Here is an 18,592-nt window from a genome sequence, read left to right on the forward strand (position 1 = left end):
CCAGTGCGCGGTGACGCCGCTGGGGCTGGGCAAGGGTTCGAGATGGAACTGACGATACACCGGCGAGCCGTCATGGGTGCGCAGCGGCAAGGTGACGTAGGCGGCGCGCCCCAGCCGCAGCGCCTCGTCGAGCAGTTCGACCTTGGCCTTGGCGGCATCGTCGGCCAGCAGGGCGAGGATGTCGCAACCGATCAACTCGGCCACTTCTGTCTGGCTCAGATCGGCGAACGCCGGGTTGACGAACATCAGCCGGTGCGCAGCGGCGTTGGCGCCACGCTCGATGATGGCCACGCCGTCGCGTAGCCGCGACAGCGAGGCTTCGAGCAGGGTGAAGTCCTGCTGGAAGCGCTTGCGTTCCATCAGTTCGATCAGCACCCGCAGGCTGCGCGCCGATTCCAGATGCAGCGGCGACCAGCGCCGTGCGCGGCCGCGTACGGTCTGCTGCCACAGATCGAAACTCTTGCGTGGCGACAGCCGCGAGTTGGGGATGTCCTGCAGCTTGGCCAGCTGCGGGTTGCCGGCCCATTTGACCTGCTGCACCTGCTCGCGGCGCGTCCACAACAGGGCGCTGCGCGATTGCGGCATCAGCGGCACGAAGATGAAACCGGCTGCCAGCGGGGCGAGGTCGGCCAGCTCCGGGAACACCTCGCCGATGGCGTCCACATGCAGGGCGCCGACCGCATCCTCGCGCAGGGCGTCGTGGTGTTCGGATTCGATGTGGTCGCGGATGCGACGCAACGCCTCTGCATCCGGCACGCTGCCATGACGGCTGATGTCGTTGCCATGGAAGATCGCCACGCCATCGGCGTCGACCACGTCCATCAGGTCAGGGGCCATGTCGGCGAGCATGTCCACGGTCAGGTGCTCGGCGTCGTTGAAGTCGGTGATCAGTTTTTCGCGGATGGTGAGCAGCACCGACTCCAGCCGCGCCCGCCCCACCGCCTGCAGCGCGCCGATGCGCCCGGCCAGCGCGCGGGTCACCGCATCGGTGGCATCGCGCATGGCGTGGCTGGTGAAGTGCGGGCTGTAGTGGTGGCAGGAAATCAGCCCCCACAGCGCGTCGTTGACGACGATCGACGACACCAACGTGGCGCTGACGCCCATGTTGGCCAGGTATTCCAGATGCACCGGCGAGACGCTGCGCAGGCTGACATCGCTCAGGTCCACCGGGGTGCCCAGGCGCGGATGCAGGGTGGGCTGGATCGGCGAGGGCCGATACCGCACATCGGCGATCTGGCGTACGCGGTTGCGCAGGTACAGCGCGCGTGCCTGCGCGGGGATGTCGCTGGCCGGGTAATGCAGGCCCAGGTAGGCCTCCAGCTCGGGCTGGCGGGCTTCGGCGATGACATCGCCGTTCCACTCTTCGTCGAAGCGGTACACCATGACCCGGTCGAAGCCGATCATGCTGCGCAGGCCCTTGGCCGCGCGCACGGCGGCCTCGTCGATGCCCACATCGCGCTCGATGCTGCGCAACAGCGGCAAGGCTTCGCGCAGGGTGACATCCATCAGGCGCGCGTCGCGCGGCTCGATCTCGACCAGCCATTGCTCCGGATACAGATGCCAGGCGGCCACCCAGGGGTGATCGGGCGGGGTGGCACGCGCGGGAAAGCGCGCCTCGGCATGCAGCAGATGCTGGGCCTGCTCGTCCACCGCGAAGGGCTGCGTCTCGGGGATCTCCAGCACCTGGGTGTAGGGCATGCCCAGCAGCGACTCCTGCGGCACGCCGAGCAGATCGGCGGCGGTGCTGCTGGCCTGCACGATGCGGCCATCGTCCGGTTCGATCACCAGCAGCACACCATAGGGCTGGATCAGGCCGGGGATGTGGATCGGCTCGCGCGCGCACACATCCATGTCCAGGGGTTCGGTGGTCTGGGTCACGCGTGCGGCTCCGCTGCAAGACAGCTGTGGAAGTGGGCGAACATGGCCTGCGCGCCATCGATGGCGGCAGCGCGTGCGCGGGGAGTGTCCAGGCAGTGATCGAGCACGGCCTGGAAACGGCGCCAGCCGGCGGGGTCTTCGTCGGCCAGCTCGAAATACTGCAACGCGTCGGCCAATGCAGGTTGCTGGCGGCGCAGGCCACGGGCAATCACCCGCCCGCCCAGCTGCGCGCCTTCGATCACATACAACATGCCCCAGCGCGCGGCGGCGTCGGTGCCGGCCGGTGGGGCAAGCGGTGCATCCGGCAGTTGATCGAGCGTGCGCAGATCCGCGCGCAAGGCGGGAACCCGGCGACGGTAGTGCCAGCCGTTGCCGACCAGGGTGCCCAGCCAGTCGCCGAAGCGCTCTTCGAAACCGGCCAGCAAGGCATGGTGCCGGCGCAGGATCAGCGCATAGCCGGTGCGATCGACCTGCCCGTGCCCAAGCGCCTGCATCAGCGGGACCGCTTCGACCAGGCGATGCGTGTCCTGGGTGGCATGGCGCAGCGCGCGCGCGGCCGAGGTGGGAACGGCCAGGGTGTCGGAACGCATAGGAAGTCGAGGCGGCGCCGGGGCACGGAAGACACCAGCCTAGCAGTGCCGGCACGAATCAGAAAAAGCGGACGCGAGCGTCAGATGAATGCGTTGGCATCAGCCGCCGGTGGCAGTAGCCAGGCCACGGCTGCGCCCTGCCCTCGCCCACGCCATCAGCCAGCCGGCGGCGAGCAGCACGCCCGCCAGCAGCCACGGCGCGCCGGGCAGATGCAGCGGTGCGCCACGACCGATGAACCAGGCGAACACGTTGGCGAACAGCAGCGGACCGGCAATGCCGGCCAGGCTGACCAGGCTGGTCAGCGCGCCCTGCACGCGGCCCTGCGCATCGGCACCGACATCGCGGGTGATCAAGGCCTGCGCCGCCGGGCTGGCGATGGCCCAGAGCGCGCTGATCGGCACCCCGACCAGGAACATGCGGCCGCTGTCGGCAAGGCCGTAGATGACAAACCCGACCACCCCGCAGCCCAGCCCCAGCAGCAGGGCGCGGCGCTCGCCCAGCCAGCGCACCAGCCGGCCGACCAGCACGGCATTGACGATGATGCTGCAGACCCCCACCCCGGCCAGCACCCAGCTCACTTCGCGCGGGCCCCAGTGGTATTGGTAGCCGGCGAACAGCACGAAGATGCTGGGGTAGACGTAGTGCGCCAGGTTGGCCAGGAACACCACCGCGGCCAGGCCGAATACCTGCGGGTAGCGGCGCAGCAGCCTGAGCGCGCCGAGCGGGTTGGCGTGCGACCACTCCAGGCGCGTCGTGCGGCGTTGGGCAGGCAACGATTCGGGCAGCACGAACCAGCCGTACAGCACGTTCAACAGGGCCAATCCTGCGGCAAACCAGAACGGCCAGCGCAGGCCGATGCTGCCCAGCCAGCCACCGATCAGCGGGCCGGCGACAAAACCGATACCGAAGGCAGCACCCAGCATGCCGAACGCCCCGGCGCGCTTGTCGGCCGGGGTGACGTCGGCGATGTAGGCGTTGGCGGTGGAAAAGCTGGCCGAGCACATGCCGGAAATCACCCGCGCCAGCAGCAGCATCGGCAAGCTGTGGGCGATGGCCATCAGGATGAAGTCCAGCCCCAAGCCCAGGCACGACAGCAGGATCACCGGGCGGCGGCCGTAGCGGTCCGACAGCGCGCCCTGCAGCGGCGAGCAGACGAACTGGATGGCGGCGAACAGGAAGCCGAACCAGCCGATCCAGCCGGCGGCCTGCACGTAATCGCCGCCGGTGAAGTGGCGTATCAGGTCCGGCAGCACCGGAATGATCACGCCGAACGAGAGCACGTCGATCAGCACGGTGATGAAGATGAAGATCAGTGCGGCGCGGCGCTGGCCCGGGGCGGGAGCGGAATCGGGTGGGAGGGACATCGCGCGGCCCGGGGTGGTGAGGCCGGCAGTGTAGCGGCAGAGGGAGGGCAGAAACCGACGGTGCATCGATTGAGCTGCGTGGCCCCGCGCAGCCTGGCGTCTGATGCGCAGTGCCTGGGTTGACCGCCGGCCCTCATCCGCCCTTCGGGCACCTTCTCCCGCGGGCGGGAGAAGGGAGCGGCCGGTCGATCACGGCCGGCCGGCGTTGGCCGCCGCAGGCATTGGCACCTTCTCCCGCGGGCGGGCGAAGGGAGCGGCCTGTCGATCACGGCCGGCCGGTGTTGGCCGCTGCAGGCACTGGCACCTTCTCCCGCGGGCGGGAGAAGGCAGTGGCCTAGTGCCGGTGATCGGTTACTCGACGCTGATGGTCTGGCTCAGGGTATGGCTGGCGCCGGGGGCCAGTTCGATCACGTCCGGGCCGGCGTTGGCGGCTTCCAGGCAGACGTAGTCGCGCCAGCCCTCGCCCACGTCGGCCATCTTCGTGCCGGCCTCTTCGCCCGGATTCCAGGCCACCAGCGAGCGGCTGCCCTCGGTGGCGATGACGATGCGACGGCCGAGGACCGGGTCGGTGAGCGTGTAGCGGCCGGCGGCGTCGACGTAGATGCGGTCGCTGCGGCCGGGATCGCGCGGGTCGCGCAGGCTCCAGTCGCCTTGCTGGCGATGGGCGGTGGCGTAGTTCTCGTACTTGTCCAGGTAGTCCAGGCCGTCCAGGCCCTGCACGCTGACCTTCAGGGCATCGCCAACCCGGAAATAGTTGTGCAGTGCCTGGGTGAAGCGCACCGGGGCGGTGCTGGTGTTCTCGGTGATCAGGCGCTGCTCCAGGGTGCGACCGATCCGCAGCGTCATGCGCAGGCGCAACGCCAGGTCGTCGAAGGCCGGCGGGGTCAGGGTGAGCACCACGGTGCCATCGGCTTGGCGGTAGCTCTCGGTGAGCTGCCACGGCACGGTGCGCACGAAGCCGTGCGCGGGCACCTCGCCGGTCTGGTCCTGGCGGCCGAAGTACGGCCAGCACACCGGCGCGCCGCCGCGGATCGGGGTGGGCGGCTGCTTGGCGAGCGGCGACAGCCACAGTACGTCCTGCCCGCCCTTGGGCACGAACGAGAGCAACTGCCCGCCGAACAGGCTGATGGCAGCGGTGGAGAACGGGGTGTCGATCAGCAGCGAGGGGAAGCCATGGAAGTCGCCTGTGGTCAGGCCGGTGGTGTCGGACATGGGGGATGCCTTGTGGACGATGGGAGATTGGGCGAATGCGGGATAGGCGGCCGGCAGTTTGAAGGCGGTGCCGCGCACGGCGGCCATGCCGGTGAGCGGCGGCGCGGCGCGCAGGGCGGTGAGGATGCGCTGGCCCGGGCGGCCGTCGGCCGGCTGCAGGCCCAGGCGGGTCTGCTCGACCTGGATGGCGCGACGGGTGGCACTGCCGACCATGCCATCGGCCTCGCCGATCTGGTGACCACGGGCGAGCAGCAACTGTTGCAGGTCGCGCCGTTCCGGGCGGCCCAGGCCGGGATCGTCGGTGGGCCAGGCGGCCACCAGGCCGGGACCGCCACGCAGGCGGTCGGCCAGCAGCGCGATCGACAGCGCATAGCTTTCGGCGGCGTTGTAGGCGTAGATCGCGTCGTAGTTGCGGAATACCAGGAACGCCGGGCCGGTGGCGCCGGCTGGCAGCAGCAGCGCGGCCGGGGTGTCTGCAGGCAGACCGACCGGCGCCAGGGCGTTGTTGCCATCGGTGCCGAGCAGACCGGCGGCTTGCCAGGCCTGCAACGGCTGGCGGCGGGTACGGCCGGCCTTGCTGGCATCAAAGCCCGGCGGCAGGCGTACTTCCATGCCCCACGGGCGGGCGCGCTCCCAGCCGGCCTTGACCAGGTAGTTGGCGGTGGAGGCCAGCGCATCGGCAATGCTGGCCACCAGGTCGCGGTGGCCATCGCCATCCCCATCGACCGCGATCCGCGCATAGGTCGAGGGCATGAACTGGGTCTGCCCAAACGCACCGGCCCAGGAGCCGGTCAAGCCCTCCGGCGCCAGGTCGCCCTGCTGCAGCAGGCCGAGCAAGGCGAGAAATTCGCCACGAAAGAATGGCTGGCGGCGGCCTGCGCACGACAGCGTAGCCAGCGACACCAGCAGCGGGCGCTTGCCGGTGACCCGGCCATAGTCGCTCTCCACGCCCCAGACCGCGACGATGGTGGCCGGGTCCACGCCGGTCTGCTCGGACAACCGGGTCAACAGCTCGCGGTGGGTGACCAGCATGGCCTGGCCGTCGGCCACGCGCTGGCTGTCGACCAGGCTGGCGAGGTAGTCCCAGATGGGGGTGGTGAACTCCGGTTGCGCGTCCAGCAGCGGCAGCACGCTGGGATCGGGCGCCAGGCCGGCGGTGAAACGCTGGAAACTGGCGGCATCCACGCCCTTGGCGGCGGCCTGGGTCTGCAGGCCAGCCAGACAGCGGTCGAACGCCGGATCGGCGCAGGCAGCCAGCGACACCAGTCCAAGCAGGACTGGCAAGGCGCGCCGGAACGGCGTCATGGCGCGGTGGCCGGCATTGTGGGCGGCGGTCATGCGATGGAGCGCTCCTGCGGCAGATCGAGCCGCCGAGGATAGCCAACCTGGCTGGGTACGGGGTGCAGGTGGGCGATGCCTTGCCCAGGCCCGGCGGGTGCATTGGGCCTGGCCGCCGATGCGTGCGTGGCTGGCAGTGGCGTGGTTGGCAATACCGTGGTGGTGATGCGCAGGCTCAGCGGCGCGCGTGCTGCCCACTTGCACGCGTACTGCATGCGCGACGCCGGCTCAACTGCCGTCGCCGGTGATGCCGGTCAGCAACGACAGCGCGGGGGTGGACGGGCTGCCCTCGGCAGCGCGGCGGGAGCGCGCGCGTGGCGGGGCATCGTGGCGCGGCCCGAAGCGGACCATGGCGGTTGCCAGCACGGCCGGCAGCACGACCGCGAACACCACCACGGCCACGAGCGCCCATTGCCAGAAATTGAAGGTTGCCATGATCGCTATCCCACCCCGCGGCGAGCTCCGCCGGCGCGGCAAGCTTCCCGGATCGGCTGCGAACGCCGTGTCGACAAATGCCGCCGCGAGCTGCCGTTGGTCGGATGGATGGCAGGATGCGGCGCGAGGGATGTCTGGTCCTTGCCAGCCGCAGCGGCGGCGCTGACAGCGAAGCGTGTGGGTGCGTTTTGGGCCGGTGGGCCGAGGGTGTGCGGCGTTTGGAAGATCGGGCTGCTTCTGCCTCATCCGCGCGCTGGGCGGGTTTTTCCGCGGGGAGACCGGCACGCGCATGGAGCTGTGCGATTGTCGATCCGCGCTGCCGCTCAATGGCGGGAGCGGCAAGCTAGCGGGCGTCTAGGTAGTACCAGTGGCCGTGTTCGCGCACGAAGCGGCTGTGTTCGGTCATGCGCACCGCGCTGCCGCCGCCGATGCGGTAGCGGGCCAGGAACGCCACCTCGGCGGTGTCGGTACCGGTCTCGATGGCGCGTTGCACGGTCAGGCCGAGCCAGGTGGTGCGGCCGCCCTCGTCCAGCGACAGCTCGGGTGGGCGCGTGGACGGATGCCAGCTGGCGAGCAGGTACGCCACATCGCGGCGGACATAGGCGCTGTAGCGCGCACGCATCAGGGTTTCGGCATCGGGGGCGACAGCGCCGGCGTGGTACTGGCCGCAGCACTGGGCGTACTCGGCGGGACGACCGCAGGGGCAGGGGTCGGCGGGTGTGGAGGTCGGCATGCGGGGATTGTGCGGGATGGGAGTGGGGAGTGGGGAGTGCTGCGCGGCGGCTATGCTGTCGCCCCCGTCATGCGGAGCGTCGCCTTGCTGGAGCTGATTCCCACCGAGCTGCCCTGGCTGCTGTGCATTGCGTTCGTGGCCGGGTTGGTGGATGCGGCAGTGGGCGGCGGCGGATTGATCCAGCTGCCGGGCCTGTTCGCAACACTGCCGCAGCAGGTGCCATCGTTGATCCTGGGGACCAACAAGTTCAGCGCGATGTTCGGCACGGCGGCGTCGGCATGGCGCTACGCGCGCACGGTGCGCTTCCCGTGGCGGCCGGTGCTGTATGCCACCTCGGCGGCCTTCACGTTTTCGTGTCTGGGGGCGACCGCGGTCAGCCTGATGCCCAGGCAGGCGGTGCGGCCGGTGATCCTGGTGCTGTTGGTGGCGATGCTGGTCTACACGTTGGCCAAGAAGGATTTCGGTGCGCTGCATCGGCCGCGCAGCATCGGCCGCCGCGAGCTGCTCACTGCATTGGCGATGGGCGCGGCGATCGGGTTCTACGACGGCTTCTTCGGCCCGGGCACCGGCAGCTTTCTGATCTTCCTGTTCATCCGTTTCTTCGGGCTGGATTTCCTGCGCGCCTCGGCCGCGGCCAAGGTGGTGAACCTGGCCACCAACCTGGCGGCGCTGGCGTTCTTCCTGCCCAGCGGACAGGTGATGCTGGCGGTGGGCATCCCGATGGCGGCGGCGAACGTGGCCGGTGCGGTGGCCGGCACGCGGATGGCGCTACGCGGCGGCACGCCGCTGATCCGCCAGTTGTTCCTGGTGCTGGTGGTGGTGCTGATCGGCAAGATGGGGTGGGATTTGCTGCAGTGAGCGGCCGATGCTGCCGCACAGGCCGCCTGTGCATCGGGAGCTGGGACATCTGCCGTGCGGTCGCGGGCGACATCCATGGCCTGACCATTGCTGGCCACATGGTCAGCCGCGCGCACGCTGCCTGGATCCAGGCAACATCAGCCCCGGTATCGAGTGCGCACCGCCACCACTCCTTGCGCATGTGCGCTGCCGGTACCGCGCAGCGGTTAGCGCGCTGTCGCCCCAGCCAGCGCAGCCTGCACGCGCGGCCAGGCGTAGCTCCAGTCGATGCGTTCCTGCTCCAGCCGGGGTGCGGCGCCGAAGCGGCCATCGCGCAGGCTGCTGTAGAACACCTGCTCGTCGGCCGTCAGTGCTCCCAGGCGTTGCGCACGGTGCTGCCGCGGTTCGTGACCCCACAGCGCGCGCGGGGTGGCGCGCAGGGTGGCTTCGTCCATCAACACGGCCGTGGTCTGCGGGGCATGCGTGCGCAGCCGGTGCAGGATCGCCAGGCCATGGGTGTCGATGTCGCCCCAATAGAACAACGGCATGGCGCGCAGCCAGCCAACGCTGCGCACGTAATCGACCGCATAACCGCGCGCCATCAGCACCGCAGTCCCTGGCAGGGGTTCGCAGGCCAGGCCGGTATCGAGATTTTCGACGATCAGCACGCGCGCGATCGGCAAGCGCAGCGCGGCCAGTTGGTCGATCGGCACGGTCAGATCGCTCACGCCGCCCACCTGGGCGCTTAACGCCGGGTCGAGCAGGCGCAGGCGTACGCGGTCGGGCGCCTTGCGCAAGCCGGACAGGCTGTCGAAGCTGCGCGGCTCAGCCAATCCACGCAGTCCGGCCAGCCAGTCGGCGATGATGCCGCGATGGGCGTGCACCCATTTGCTGTCGATGCCGGCGATGGGCAGCTGACGCAGGAACAGGCCACTGTCGCGGTGATGGTGCAGCCAGTCGACCACATCGGCCATCCGCTCGATCTCGGCCGGTGCGCCATCGGCCAGCAGATCGAACTGGCGACGCAAGCGCGCGGCCAGGCCGATGGCCTCCGGCCAACGCCGCAACAAGCTGGCGCAACGCGCGCTGGCACGCTGCCAACGGTCGTGTTCCTGTAGCGCGGCCGCTGCCTCGGCGGGGGTATCGCATATCCAGGCCTGCGGCAGCTGTTGCGCGCCCAGCTGCGACCAGGCCACCTGCCGCGTTTCCACGCGCCCGGGCAAGCCGGCGCGCTGCCAGGCCCGTAACCATGCGCCGAAGGCATCGAACCGTGCACTGGCCTGGGCCTGGGTGGGTGGATGCAGTGCGATCGGCCGCGGTGCGGCAGCGCCGATCAACCAGTCGCCACGGTGGCGCTGCCATTGCCCCCGCAGCGCCTGCAGCGCGGCGGGCGGGAGCAGCATGCAGTGGGCACGGGCCATCGGCTCAGTCCTGCCCGGTCACCGCATCGGTGTCGGCTGCGCTGCGACGGGTGCGCTCGGGCAGCTTGAGCCGGCGCGATTGCTCGTCGTATTCGATCAGCAGCACGCCTGAATCGTGACGACCGCTGATCTCCACGAAACAGGCGCCGCCAATGAACGGCTCCAGCGTCATCACCGATTTCAACGGCGTGGCCACCACCATCTGGAAACCGAAATTCTCGAAGATGTTCATCGCCAACGCGGTGAATTCGTTATCGGCCTTGTCGAAGGCTTCGTCCAGCACCACGGCCGCGTAGCGCGGCAGTTCGCCGTCTTCGCCGCCGAGCTGGTAGCGCAGCGCCGCCGCCAGGCAGGTGGTGGCCAGTTTCTGGCGCTGACCGCCGGACTTGCCGGCGCCGCTGCGATAGATCTCCACCTGTTGCCGCGTGGCCGCGTCCAGTTCGACGCCGACGAATTCCACATGCAGGCGCACGTCCAGCACCAGCTCGCGCCAACGCTTGTCTTCGCCTTCCTGCGAGCCGAGTTTGCCCACCAGCTCGCGCAGCACGGAAAATTGCTGTTCGGCCACCTCGCGCTGTTCGGTCTGGTGGTGGCCGAGCACATCGCGCAGGCGTTGATGGAAGTCGATCACCTCCGGCAGGCGGCGGTCGCTCAATTCGATGGTCAGCAAGGTGCCGTGATTGAACGGCACCTGCTCCAGGCTGGCATTGACCTCGTCCAGGCGCTGGGCGATGGACTTGCGCGCCTCGGCGGTATGCCGTTGCAAGGCCAGCAGGTTGTTCTTGCTCTGGCTTTGCAGCAGATCGAAAAAGCGCGCCTCGTGCTGCGGCAGGCCATCGCGTTCCAGGCGCTGCAGGCGGGCGAGAAAATCCTCGGCGCTGCCGACGCTGACGGTGAAGTCGCCGCTGTCTTCGGGCCATTGCTGGCAGTAGCGGCGGAAGCAGCCGAGCAGCAGTTGCTCAAGGCGCATAAGGTCGTCCTTGCTGAGCGCAAGCTGCGCATCCAGGCCGCGTTCGAGATGACGGAAGCGCTCCTGCAGGGTGTCCAGGCTCAGCTCGCCCAAGCTGAGCAGGCGTTCGGCCAGGCCCTGCTGCTGCAGCGGGGTGACCACGCGGCTGTGTGCGTCGGCGCATTCGAGCTGCTGCTTTTCCAGCCGGCTGCGCTCGGCGCCCAGGGTGATGCGCTCCTTGCGTACGTCCTCATAGGTGCGCGTGGCCTGGGCGATGTCGGCGCGGGTGCGATCGATCGCCTCGCCCAGCGCGCGCAGGTTGGCATCGCCTTCGCGCAGTTGCTGCAGGGTGTCGGCGATCTGGCTCAACCGCTGCAGCGAGGCGGCGACATCGATTTCTTCCCAGCTCAGATTCACCAGCGTGTTGTGGGCCAGGCGGCGCGTCCCGTCGCGCTCGCGCTGCGCACGCAGGTCCGCCACCTCGGCGTCGCAGGCGGCGATGCGTTGCGCCAGCTCCTGACCTTCGCGTTCGAACAACGCCAGCTTGTCGCGGTTGTCGAAACCCAGCAGCCAGCGACGACGGTCGCCGACGGCATGACGGTCGTCCTTTTCGTAGCGCTCGCCCGGATGCTTGACCTGACCTTCGCGGGTGATGGCACGCTCGGCATGGCGCAAGGCCTTGGCGCTGTCCACGCAGTCGTAATCGAAGCGCTTGCCCAGCTCGCGGCGCAGCCAGCCGGCAAAGGCATGCTCGCGCAGTTGCAGCTTGTGCAGCAGCGAGGCGTCCCCGGGTTCGCGCCCGCTCAACGCCGGCTCGTTGCCACGCACGCGGTAATACACCAGCCGCGTGCCCAGATGGGTGCGGTTGACCCAGTCGGCGACCTCGGCGTAATGCCGCTCGTCCACCAACAACGATTGCGCAAACCCGTGCAGCACGCGTTCGATGGCGCCGCGCCAGGCCGATGCGTCCTCGCGCACCTGGATCAGTTCGCCAACGAACGGCAGCGCCGCCTCCGGTACGCCGGTGTCGGCGCTCAGGCGCGCGCGCAGGCTCTGCATCGGCGCGGGGATATTGGAAGGAGTGCGGGTCAGCGCCTCGATCTCGGCGCGCACCTCGGCAAAGCGCTTGCTGTCCTCGTGCTTGGCGGCCATGCGTGCGCTGATCGCCTCGTCCCGGTCGGCGGCCAGACGCTGGCCGTCTTCCAACGCCGCGCGGGCCTGCGCGGTCTGTTCGGCAAAGCCGTGCGCGCTGCCGGCCAGTGCCTGCTCCAGTGCGCGGCAGGCCTGCTCGGCCTGCGCACGCTTGGCGGCGCGGCGGTCACGCTCGGCCTGCAGCTGGGCCTGTTCGCGCTCCAGTGCATCGATGCGTTCGCCACCCTGGGCGCGGCGCTGTGCTTCCAGGTCGTCCAGATGGCGGGTGTGGTTGTCCAGGGCCGCGCGGCGCTGGCCTTCTTCGCCGGCCAGTCCACGGTCCTGCACGTCCAGTTCCTGCAGGCGTGCATCCAGCAGCGCAAGCCGGCGCTGTTCGCGATAGGCATCGATGCCGAGTTTGAGTTCTTCCAGTTCGCTGCGCTGGCGGCGCAGTTGCAGCAGCTCGGCGTGGTGCGCGCGCGCCGGCAGCAGGGTCTCCACCTGCCGCCGCGCGGTCACCACCGCATGGTGGGCGCCGTCGAGTTCGGCGAAGTCGCCGACCAGGCGTTCGGCCGCATCGAAGGTCTTGGGTTCTTCCAGCATGAAGCCGCGCAGGAAGGCATTGAGATCGCCCAGGTTCTTGGCCGACTGGGTCTTGTGCAGCAGCCGCAGCGCCATCTCGTTGCCGATGCCCAGCTGGTGGCGGAAGCGTTCGGCGTAGCCGGCGAAACTGTCGAAGTGGTGCACGTCCTGCAGGCGCTGCTTGAGCTTGCGCAGATCCAGGTCGAAGCCGGCCAGATCGCGGGCCACGTCGAAGGCGCGCTCGGCCACCATGTAGTGCTTGCGGACATCGCCGGTGGCCGCGCTGCTGCCGGCAATCCAGAACAGCCGCACCAGGCTGACCACGCGGTCTTCGCCGTTGCGGTATTCCAGCACCAGTGCGGTCCAGGTGGCGCCCTTGCGCAGGTATTGCGTGGCGATCTCGCCGGAGGCGCTGTCCTGCTGGTCGGCCCAGGCGCCGCGCACGTACGACACCAGGTTGCGATCGCGGCCACTGCGCTCGGCCTCGCGCGCGGCGGCGTTGAAGTCGACGATGCTGGGCGGGGTGAGCAGTGCCGACATCGCGTCCAGCAAGGTGGATTTGCCCGAGCCGGAGCGGCCGACGAACAGAAAGCCGCGTTCGGCGATCGGCACTTCGGTCAGGCCGGAAAACGTGCCCCAGTTGTAGACCTGCAACCGCCGCATGCGAAATTGCTGCAGGCGCGGGTCGGGCAGGTCGTTGCCGAACAGGCTGGAAGAGGCGGCGGAAGTCATCGGTTACGGTCCAGAATGTGCAGAAAAAAGCGCAGGCGGGTGCTGGCGCGACACGGCACCGGCAGCGCTAGGCGCGCGCGGTCGGTGCGTCGGTGTCGGTGTTGGCGGGGCCTTCGCGCAGTTGGCGATAGACCTGCCCCAGCGCTGCGACATCCTCAGCCGAGAACAACAGCTTGAGCGCGGGCGACACTTCATAGCGCGCGTCGTCGCCGCGCAGCCGGGTGAGCACGTGGTTGTCCTTCATTTTCTGCACCGCCGTGGCCACCCGGCGCAGGAAGCCGGCGCGGTCGGTGGACAGATTCTTTTCGTACACGGCCAATGCATCGCTCAGCTCCGCCTCTTCCACCACCGCCCGTACGCCGCGCGCGTCGGCATCGGCCAGTTGCTGGCGCAGATGCAGCAGCAGCACCGAGTCGATGAAGGTCAGCGGCGAGGAACGCAGCAGCACCGGCGTCTCCAGCTCGCCGGTGTCGGCCTGGCGAGTGAAGGCGATGCCGGCGTCGCGATCGAGCACCAGCTCCAGGAACAGCTCGGCCAGGGCGCTGCGGATTGCCGTCTCGCCACGCAGTAGCGCAGGCCACAGGCGGCCATGCCGCTGCGCATCCACGCTGGGCCCACTGAGCAACTGGCACAACACGCGCCGCGCGTCGACCGGCAGCTGCCCGGTGTCGCCGACAAACAGGCCGTTGCCCGGCGTCGGGCTGCTGTCGAGCTGCGCGGTCGTTTCGGTGTCGGACTCGGTCTCGGTCTCGGTTTGGTCCGGATCATGTGCGTGGTCGTGGTCGTGCTCAGGCCAGTTCATGGCGTTTCTCCCGGGTGAACCAGATCAACGGAATGCGTGCGCGACGCCATTGGCCATCGCTGCCGCGCCAGCGCGCCAGTTCGAACTGCTCGGCATCGACCACGCCGTGGCGCGTGCCAAGCGACAGATAGCCGATGACGCTGCCCAGCCCCTGGGCGGCGTGGCGCTGGTCCAGCGCTTGGGCGATGGAGACCTGCGGCTGGGTCTGGAGCAGCTCGAACAGGTCGCGGCGCAGGCTGCGGAAGTCGATCTCCGACTGCGCGACCAGATCGCCCACGCTGTCCAGCGAAATGGCCGCCGCCTCGTTACGCTGGATGTTGCCGTCGACCTGCTGCAGGCGCGGGTCGTGCAGGCGCCACTGCGCCAGCGAGCGCAGCCGGCTGGTCGTGAGCATCAGATCGCGGCCGATCAAGCGCTGCGCCGGCACGTGGTCGCGCAGGCTGAGCGCGTCGGCCTGCGCCTGCTTGAGCAGGCGGTTGAGCCGGCGCTGCTCCAGATAACCGCGGCTCTGCACGAAGCCACGCAGGCTGCGTGCGAAATGCTGCATCACATCGTGGACCTGCCCGCCGCGCTCGAGCATGGTGCCGGTGAGCCCGCGCAGAAAGCTGCGTTCGCGCCGGTCCAGCTTGCGCGCGAAGGCACGCCCCAGCACGGTCTCCAATGCCGCATCCAGCTGCGCGCTCTGTTCGGCGTCGTTGAGCAGCGCCCAGAACGCCTGGAAGCTGCGTCCGGCGTCACTGTCGCCGATCACGTCCACCCCTTCGAACAGCCGGGTCAGCACATCGCCGCGCTCGCCCTCGTCGTCGATGATGCGTTCGCGAAACTGCCGATTGAGCTGCTCGAAGTCGTCGCGCACGCGGCGGAAGTCCTCGGTCAGTTCATCGGCCAGCGCAATCACCTGGCGGGTGCGTTCCAGCGCGCGCTTGCCATCCAGCGAGGCGACCTTGCCGGCAGCCACCCGCGCGATCTCCGCATCGATGCGGTCGCGCTCGTCGCGCAGCGCCGACAGGCGTGCATCCGGGTTGGTCTCGGTCAAGGCGGCCAACTGCGCCAGCTGCTGCATCACCAACGCCAGCCGGCTCTCGGTTGCCGCGCCACGGCTGTGCTCCAGCCCATCGACGAAGCGGATCGCCTGCGCGGCCTGGGTGGACAGCTCGAACTGCTCCTGCTGCGCGCCCTCGGGCAGATGCCGCTCCAGCCAGCCCTGCGCCAGCCAGTGCGCCACATAGGCCTGGGCGGTGCGCGGCAGATCGCGTGCAAGCTGCTCGGCATTGAGTTCGTCGAGCATGCGCTGCAGGCGTTCGTGCAGGACCGCTGCCGGGAGCAGACGCTCACCGTCCAGCAACAGCGACTGCAGCAAGCCGATCACTTCCGGCGCGTGATCGGCAGCCAGCAGTTTCCACAACGGGCTCTCACGCAAGGTGCGATAGCGGGCGATCCGGGCGAGATGTTTCATGCCGGAGGCTGGTAACCGAGATCCAGCGCCATGTCTCGAACTCCATTGATGAAGGCATGAAAGTTTGGCGAACAATTACCCTCTTCGCGCAACCTTTCTGCCATGAGTCGTGCTCCACTGCGCTTTTGAAACTCCGGAATGAGTCTCTCCAGTTCTGCAGATGGCTTGTTCCAAGTATCCGGCTCGGCAAATCGCTTTCGCAGTGCCGGAGTATCGAGCTTATCGGCGGGGAACGCTTTTGCCAGCGCGCTCAGGTCAGCGATGTACCAGCTCTCCAGCTCTTGGCACACCAACCTTACCAATGTGTCTGATCGTCCCAGGTCTGCACATACCTGGACCAGGCGGGCTTTCAGCACCAGACAATCTGCGTTGTCGTTGTCACGAACCACGACAAATCGATCTCCAGGCACACGCCAGGCTCTCAGCTTTGTGCGCAAGCTACGTTCCAGATCGCTTTTGCCATCGTGGGGCACGCATTGAAAATCACGTCCCTCCTGCCATCCCGGGAACAGACGCGGCAACAATCCGTCCAGCAGGATTTTCATCGAGGGCTCTTCGAGCAGGAAGATCAGGCGCCCCTGCATCAGGCCACATCCCGGTTCAGACCCTCGAACAGACCTTGCTTCCACAGATACCCAGGCAAGTCGCCCGCGTCATAGAGTGCGCGAAGATTGTCCGAGTCGCTGGCACGCGTGATCGTGGCAAACCCCTTCTCCTTGCGCAGACAATAGATTTCATCCAACGTCAGTGCATTCAGGAAATCCGGTGAATGGGTGGAAATAAAGACCTGCCCGCCACGCCTGGCATAATCGCGGAATTCCTCCGCCAGCTCTGGCAACAATTCGGGATAGAGCTGATTCTCCGGCTCCTCGACTGCAAGCAATGGATACGGCTTGGGGTCGTTAAGAAGAACCAGATAGGCAAACATCTTGATCGTGCCATCGGACACGTACCTGGCGATGAACGGATCTTTGAAACTTCCATCCTGAAACCGCAGGATCAATCGCCCGTCCAGGGTCTGTTGCGGTTGCACCACGGAAACGCCAGGCACGCGACGATTCATCGCATGCAATACACGATCAAAACGCTCGCGATGGTTTTCGTAGAGAAAATTGGCAACCAGGGCCAGATTGTCGCCGCGCGTGGACAAATGCTCAGCAAAGCCTTCTTCCTGACTGGGTCTGGCTTCTGACACGTGGAAATCAGAGATGTGCCAGTTTTCGATCATCAGGCGAAAGGCGCTTGCCGCCTTGAAGCGCTCGAACTGGCCCAGGCCTTTGATTGCAAGAATATCCGGGGCATCGAGCTCCTGCTCCTCGCGCGTGAGCTCTTCGTCCTTCTTAAAAAAAAATTCTTCTTCGTTGGTAATTGCGTAGCCTTTGCCGTGCGCAAAATCCAGAAGGGAGTACGGCGCGCCATAATTGCCGCGCTTGCAGCGCAGCACTTCGCGCTCGATCCCCACACGCGTGCCGGTGCCCGGTGCGATCTTCAGCACATAGGTCACGAGTCGTTCTTTTCCGGTGATCTCCAGACGGAATTGCATGGTGAATTCGATCGGCTCGTGCGCAAACCCTCTGCTTGCAACCTCCTTGTAACCACCGCGTTTTGCGATCGCCTTGCCCACATTCATGGACAACGCATCCTTGAGGAAGGAGAACACATCGAACAGCGTGGACTTTCCGGTTCCGTTCGCTCCAACCAGTACACAGAGCCTGGGCACATGGGCCAGCTTGGCGTTACGGAACAGCCTGAAGTTCTTGATGTCGATCGATTCAATCTGCATGGGGTTCCCTGGGACGGTCGCCCGCCAGCGCGTAGGGGATCAATTTACCAGCCAGCGGGACCGATATGCCTCAACGCTTGCCGCCCACTTCGATGAACTGCAGGAATTCGGCGCGGGTGCGCGCGTCTTCGCGGAAGCTGCCCAGCATCTTGGAGGTCACCATGCTGACGCCGCGCTTGTGGATGCCGCGGGTGGTCATGCACTCGTGCGCGCCTTCCACCACCACGCCCACACCGCGCGGCTGCAGCACGTCCTGGATGCACTGGGCGATCTGGGCGGTCATCTTTTCCTGCACCTGGAAGCGGCGCGCGTAGCTTTCCACCACCCGGGCCAGCTTGCTGATGCCCACCACCTTGCCGCGCGGCAGGTAGCCCACGTGCACCTTGCCGATGATCGGCGCCATGTGGTGTTCGCAATGGCTTTCGTAGGAGATGTCGCGCAGCACGATCAACTCGTCGTAGCCGGCCACTTCCTCGAAGGTGCGCTCCAGGTATTCGCGCGGTTCCTCGCGGTAGCCGCTGAACCAGTCGCCATAGGCTTCGGCCACCCGGCGCGGGGTGTCCAGCAGGCCTTCGCGGCTGGGGTCTTCGCCGGCCCAGCGCAGCAGGGTGCGCACGGCGTCTTCGGCCTGGGCCTGGGTGACGGTGGAATCGGGCTGGTCGGACTGGCTCATGCGCAGGTGCACCCAAAGGGGGCGAGCATGGTACCCGAGGACGGGCCGGCGGCCCCAGTGGCGGTTGCGGCCGCTGCCATGGGTTCAGTGACTATTGATTCATTGTTGAATTGATAGCATCCTAACGATTATGACGAACACACTTCTTTCTTCCCGCGCCCAGCTCAGCTCCGGCCTGCTGGTGGCTGCCCGGCAATGGCAGCGGCTGGCCGACCAGGCCTTCGAGAGCTTCGGCCTGTCCAGCGCCTGCACCGGGCCCTTGCTGATGGTTGGCCGCTCCGGCGGCGGCATCCGCCAGGTGGCGCTGGCCCAGCAGCTGGGCATGGAAGGCCCGTCGCTGGTGCGGCTGCTGGACAAGCTGGCCGCGCAGGGCCTGGTCCGGCGCGAGGCCGACAGCAGTGACCGCCGCGCCAACCAGTTATGGCTCACCGACGAGGGCCGGGCGCTGGTGGTGCAGATCGAGGCCCGGCTGGATGCGCTGCGGACCGAGGTCTTCGGCACGCTCAGCGAGGCGCAGGTGCAGGTGGTGCTGACGCTGTGGGAGCAGATCGCGCAGGCGTATGCGCGGCTGGGCCAGCCCGAGCCGAGCGGCTGACGAAGCGGCGGGCGCGGCTGTCCGGCAGGCATGGACGGCACGGCGCACCCGCCGCATCTGACGCCTGCGCGCCGGCCCGG

15 protein-coding genes (1 of these 15 running past the window's edge) are annotated in these 18,592 nt (G+C 67.9%); 2 read left to right on the forward strand and 13 right to left on the reverse strand.

Annotated features, from left to right (window positions below; genetic code table 11):
• The 6 genes from bphP to HG421_RS18485 all read right to left on the reverse strand — a co-directional run.
• On the reverse strand, positions 1 to 1,878 hold the 5' portion of the coding sequence (gene bphP / locus HG421_RS18460; RefSeq protein ID WP_169707620.1) for a bacteriophytochrome BphP. Its footprint begins 27 nt before the window's first position; 1,878 of the gene's 1,905 nt are visible here — the first part of the coding sequence; the start codon lies at positions 1,876 to 1,878; the stop codon falls past the left edge of the window.
• Entirely contained in the window at positions 1,875 to 2,468 is a 594-nt protein-coding gene (locus HG421_RS18465; RefSeq protein WP_169707621.1) for a biliverdin-producing heme oxygenase, read from the reverse strand. Before HG421_RS18465 ends, bphP begins: the two co-directional genes overlap by 4 nt.
• A 99-nt stretch (positions 2,469 to 2,567) precedes the next feature.
• Positions 2,568 to 3,833 carry a TCR/Tet family MFS transporter gene (locus HG421_RS18470; RefSeq protein ID WP_169707622.1) on the reverse strand — a complete coding sequence of 422 codons (1,266 nt, stop codon included), beginning with the start codon at positions 3,831 to 3,833 and terminating at the stop codon, positions 2,568 to 2,570.
• A 351-nt stretch (positions 3,834 to 4,184) separates the two neighbouring features.
• Positions 4,185 to 6,350, reverse strand: a complete 2,166-nt coding sequence (locus tag HG421_RS18475; protein ID WP_169708256.1) for a lytic murein transglycosylase — start codon at positions 6,348 to 6,350, stop codon at positions 4,185 to 4,187.
• A 261-nt stretch (positions 6,351 to 6,611) separates the two neighbouring features.
• Positions 6,612 to 6,818 (reverse strand): hypothetical protein, encoded by a 207-nt coding sequence (locus HG421_RS18480; RefSeq protein WP_169707623.1) that lies wholly within the window; start codon positions 6,816 to 6,818, stop codon positions 6,612 to 6,614.
• A gap of 343 nt (positions 6,819 to 7,161) precedes the next feature.
• The gene (locus tag HG421_RS18485; RefSeq protein ID WP_169707624.1) at positions 7,162 to 7,551 is read right to left on the reverse strand and encodes a YchJ family protein; all 390 of its coding nucleotides are present in this window, start codon (positions 7,549 to 7,551) and stop codon (positions 7,162 to 7,164) included.
• Positions 7,552 to 7,620: 69 nt separating this feature from the next.
• Between HG421_RS18485 and HG421_RS18490 the strand changes: the two genes are divergently transcribed.
• Complete coding sequence (locus tag HG421_RS18490) at positions 7,621 to 8,409, forward strand: sulfite exporter TauE/SafE family protein (protein ID WP_169707625.1); 789 nt, start codon at positions 7,621 to 7,623, stop codon at positions 8,407 to 8,409.
• A 206-nt stretch (positions 8,410 to 8,615) separates the two neighbouring features.
• On the opposite strand, the gene HG421_RS18495 is transcribed toward HG421_RS18490, so the two are convergent.
• The 7 genes from HG421_RS18495 to folE all read right to left on the reverse strand — a co-directional run bounded on the left by HG421_RS18495 (position 8,616) and on the right by folE (position 17,917).
• Positions 8,616 to 9,809, reverse strand: coding sequence for a Wadjet anti-phage system protein JetD domain-containing protein (locus HG421_RS18495; RefSeq protein WP_248279411.1), 1,194 nt, complete (start codon positions 9,807 to 9,809; stop codon positions 8,616 to 8,618).
• A 4-nt stretch (positions 9,810 to 9,813) separates the two neighbouring features.
• Complete coding sequence (locus HG421_RS18500) at positions 9,814 to 13,203, reverse strand: ATP-binding protein (RefSeq protein ID WP_169707626.1); 3,390 nt, start codon at positions 13,201 to 13,203, stop codon at positions 9,814 to 9,816.
• 67 nt (positions 13,204 to 13,270) lie between these two features.
• Entirely contained in the window at positions 13,271 to 14,005 is a 735-nt protein-coding gene (locus HG421_RS18505) for a DUF4194 domain-containing protein (protein WP_169707627.1), read from the reverse strand.
• Positions 13,992 to 15,461 carry a DUF3375 domain-containing protein gene (locus HG421_RS18510; RefSeq protein ID WP_169707628.1) on the reverse strand — a complete coding sequence of 490 codons (1,470 nt, stop codon included), beginning with the start codon at positions 15,459 to 15,461 and terminating at the stop codon, positions 13,992 to 13,994. The genes HG421_RS18505 and HG421_RS18510 overlap by 14 nt, the downstream gene beginning before the upstream one ends.
• Positions 15,458 to 16,006 (reverse strand): DUF4276 family protein, encoded by a 549-nt coding sequence (locus HG421_RS18515; protein WP_248279412.1) that lies wholly within the window; start codon positions 16,004 to 16,006, stop codon positions 15,458 to 15,460. The genes HG421_RS18510 and HG421_RS18515 overlap by 4 nt, the downstream gene beginning before the upstream one ends.
• A gap of 38 nt (positions 16,007 to 16,044) precedes the next feature.
• Positions 16,045 to 17,244 carry an AAA family ATPase gene (locus HG421_RS18520; RefSeq protein ID WP_169707630.1) on the reverse strand — a complete coding sequence of 400 codons (1,200 nt, stop codon included), beginning with the start codon at positions 17,242 to 17,244 and terminating at the stop codon, positions 16,045 to 16,047.
• 70 nt (positions 17,245 to 17,314) lie between these two features.
• Complete coding sequence (gene folE, locus HG421_RS18525; RefSeq protein WP_039425851.1) at positions 17,315 to 17,917, reverse strand: GTP cyclohydrolase I FolE; 603 nt, start codon at positions 17,915 to 17,917, stop codon at positions 17,315 to 17,317.
• Between the two features lie 130 nt (positions 17,918 to 18,047).
• Here folE and HG421_RS18530 point away from each other — a divergent pair, with 130 nt between their 5' ends.
• Positions 18,048 to 18,512, forward strand: a complete 465-nt coding sequence (locus HG421_RS18530) for a MarR family winged helix-turn-helix transcriptional regulator (protein ID WP_169707631.1) — start codon at positions 18,048 to 18,050, stop codon at positions 18,510 to 18,512.
• Positions 18,513 to 18,592 lie beyond the last annotated feature (80 nt).

It is taken from the genome of Xanthomonas campestris pv. badrii (assembly GCF_012848175.1).
Taxonomy (GTDB): domain Bacteria; phylum Pseudomonadota; class Gammaproteobacteria; order Xanthomonadales; family Xanthomonadaceae; genus Xanthomonas; species Xanthomonas campestris_C.

Coding starts and splice junctions, on each gene's coding strand:
- HG421_RS18510 (WP_169707628.1), bottom strand. CDS start 15,461: ATGAAACATCTCGCCCGGATCGCCCGCTATCGCACCTTGCGTGAGAGC.
- HG421_RS18490 (WP_169707625.1), top strand. CDS start 7,621: ATGCGGAGCGTCGCCTTGCTGGAGCTGATTCCCACCGAGCTGCCCTGG.
- HG421_RS18475 (WP_169708256.1), bottom strand. CDS start 6,350: ATGACGCCGTTCCGGCGCGCCTTGCCAGTCCTGCTTGGACTGGTGTCG.
- HG421_RS18530 (WP_169707631.1), top strand. CDS start 18,048: ATGACGAACACACTTCTTTCTTCCCGCGCCCAGCTCAGCTCCGGCCTG.
- HG421_RS18500 (WP_169707626.1), bottom strand. CDS start 13,203: ATGACTTCCGCCGCCTCTTCCAGCCTGTTCGGCAACGACCTGCCCGAC.
- folE (WP_039425851.1), bottom strand. CDS start 17,917: ATGAGCCAGTCCGACCAGCCCGATTCCACCGTCACCCAGGCCCAGGCC.
- HG421_RS18515 (WP_248279412.1), bottom strand. CDS start 16,006: ATGAAAATCCTGCTGGACGGATTGTTGCCGCGTCTGTTCCCGGGATGG.
- HG421_RS18520 (WP_169707630.1), bottom strand. CDS start 17,244: ATGCAGATTGAATCGATCGACATCAAGAACTTCAGGCTGTTCCGTAAC.
- HG421_RS18465 (WP_169707621.1), bottom strand. CDS start 2,468: ATGCGTTCCGACACCCTGGCCGTTCCCACCTCGGCCGCGCGCGCGCTG.
- HG421_RS18485 (WP_169707624.1), bottom strand. CDS start 7,551: ATGCCGACCTCCACACCCGCCGACCCCTGCCCCTGCGGTCGTCCCGCC.
- HG421_RS18470 (WP_169707622.1), bottom strand. CDS start 3,833: ATGTCCCTCCCACCCGATTCCGCTCCCGCCCCGGGCCAGCGCCGCGCC.
- HG421_RS18505 (WP_169707627.1), bottom strand. CDS start 14,005: ATGAACTGGCCTGAGCACGACCACGACCACGCACATGATCCGGACCAA.
- HG421_RS18480 (WP_169707623.1), bottom strand. CDS start 6,818: ATGGCAACCTTCAATTTCTGGCAATGGGCGCTCGTGGCCGTGGTGGTG.
- HG421_RS18495 (WP_248279411.1), bottom strand. CDS start 9,809: ATGGCCCGTGCCCACTGCATGCTGCTCCCGCCCGCCGCGCTGCAGGCG.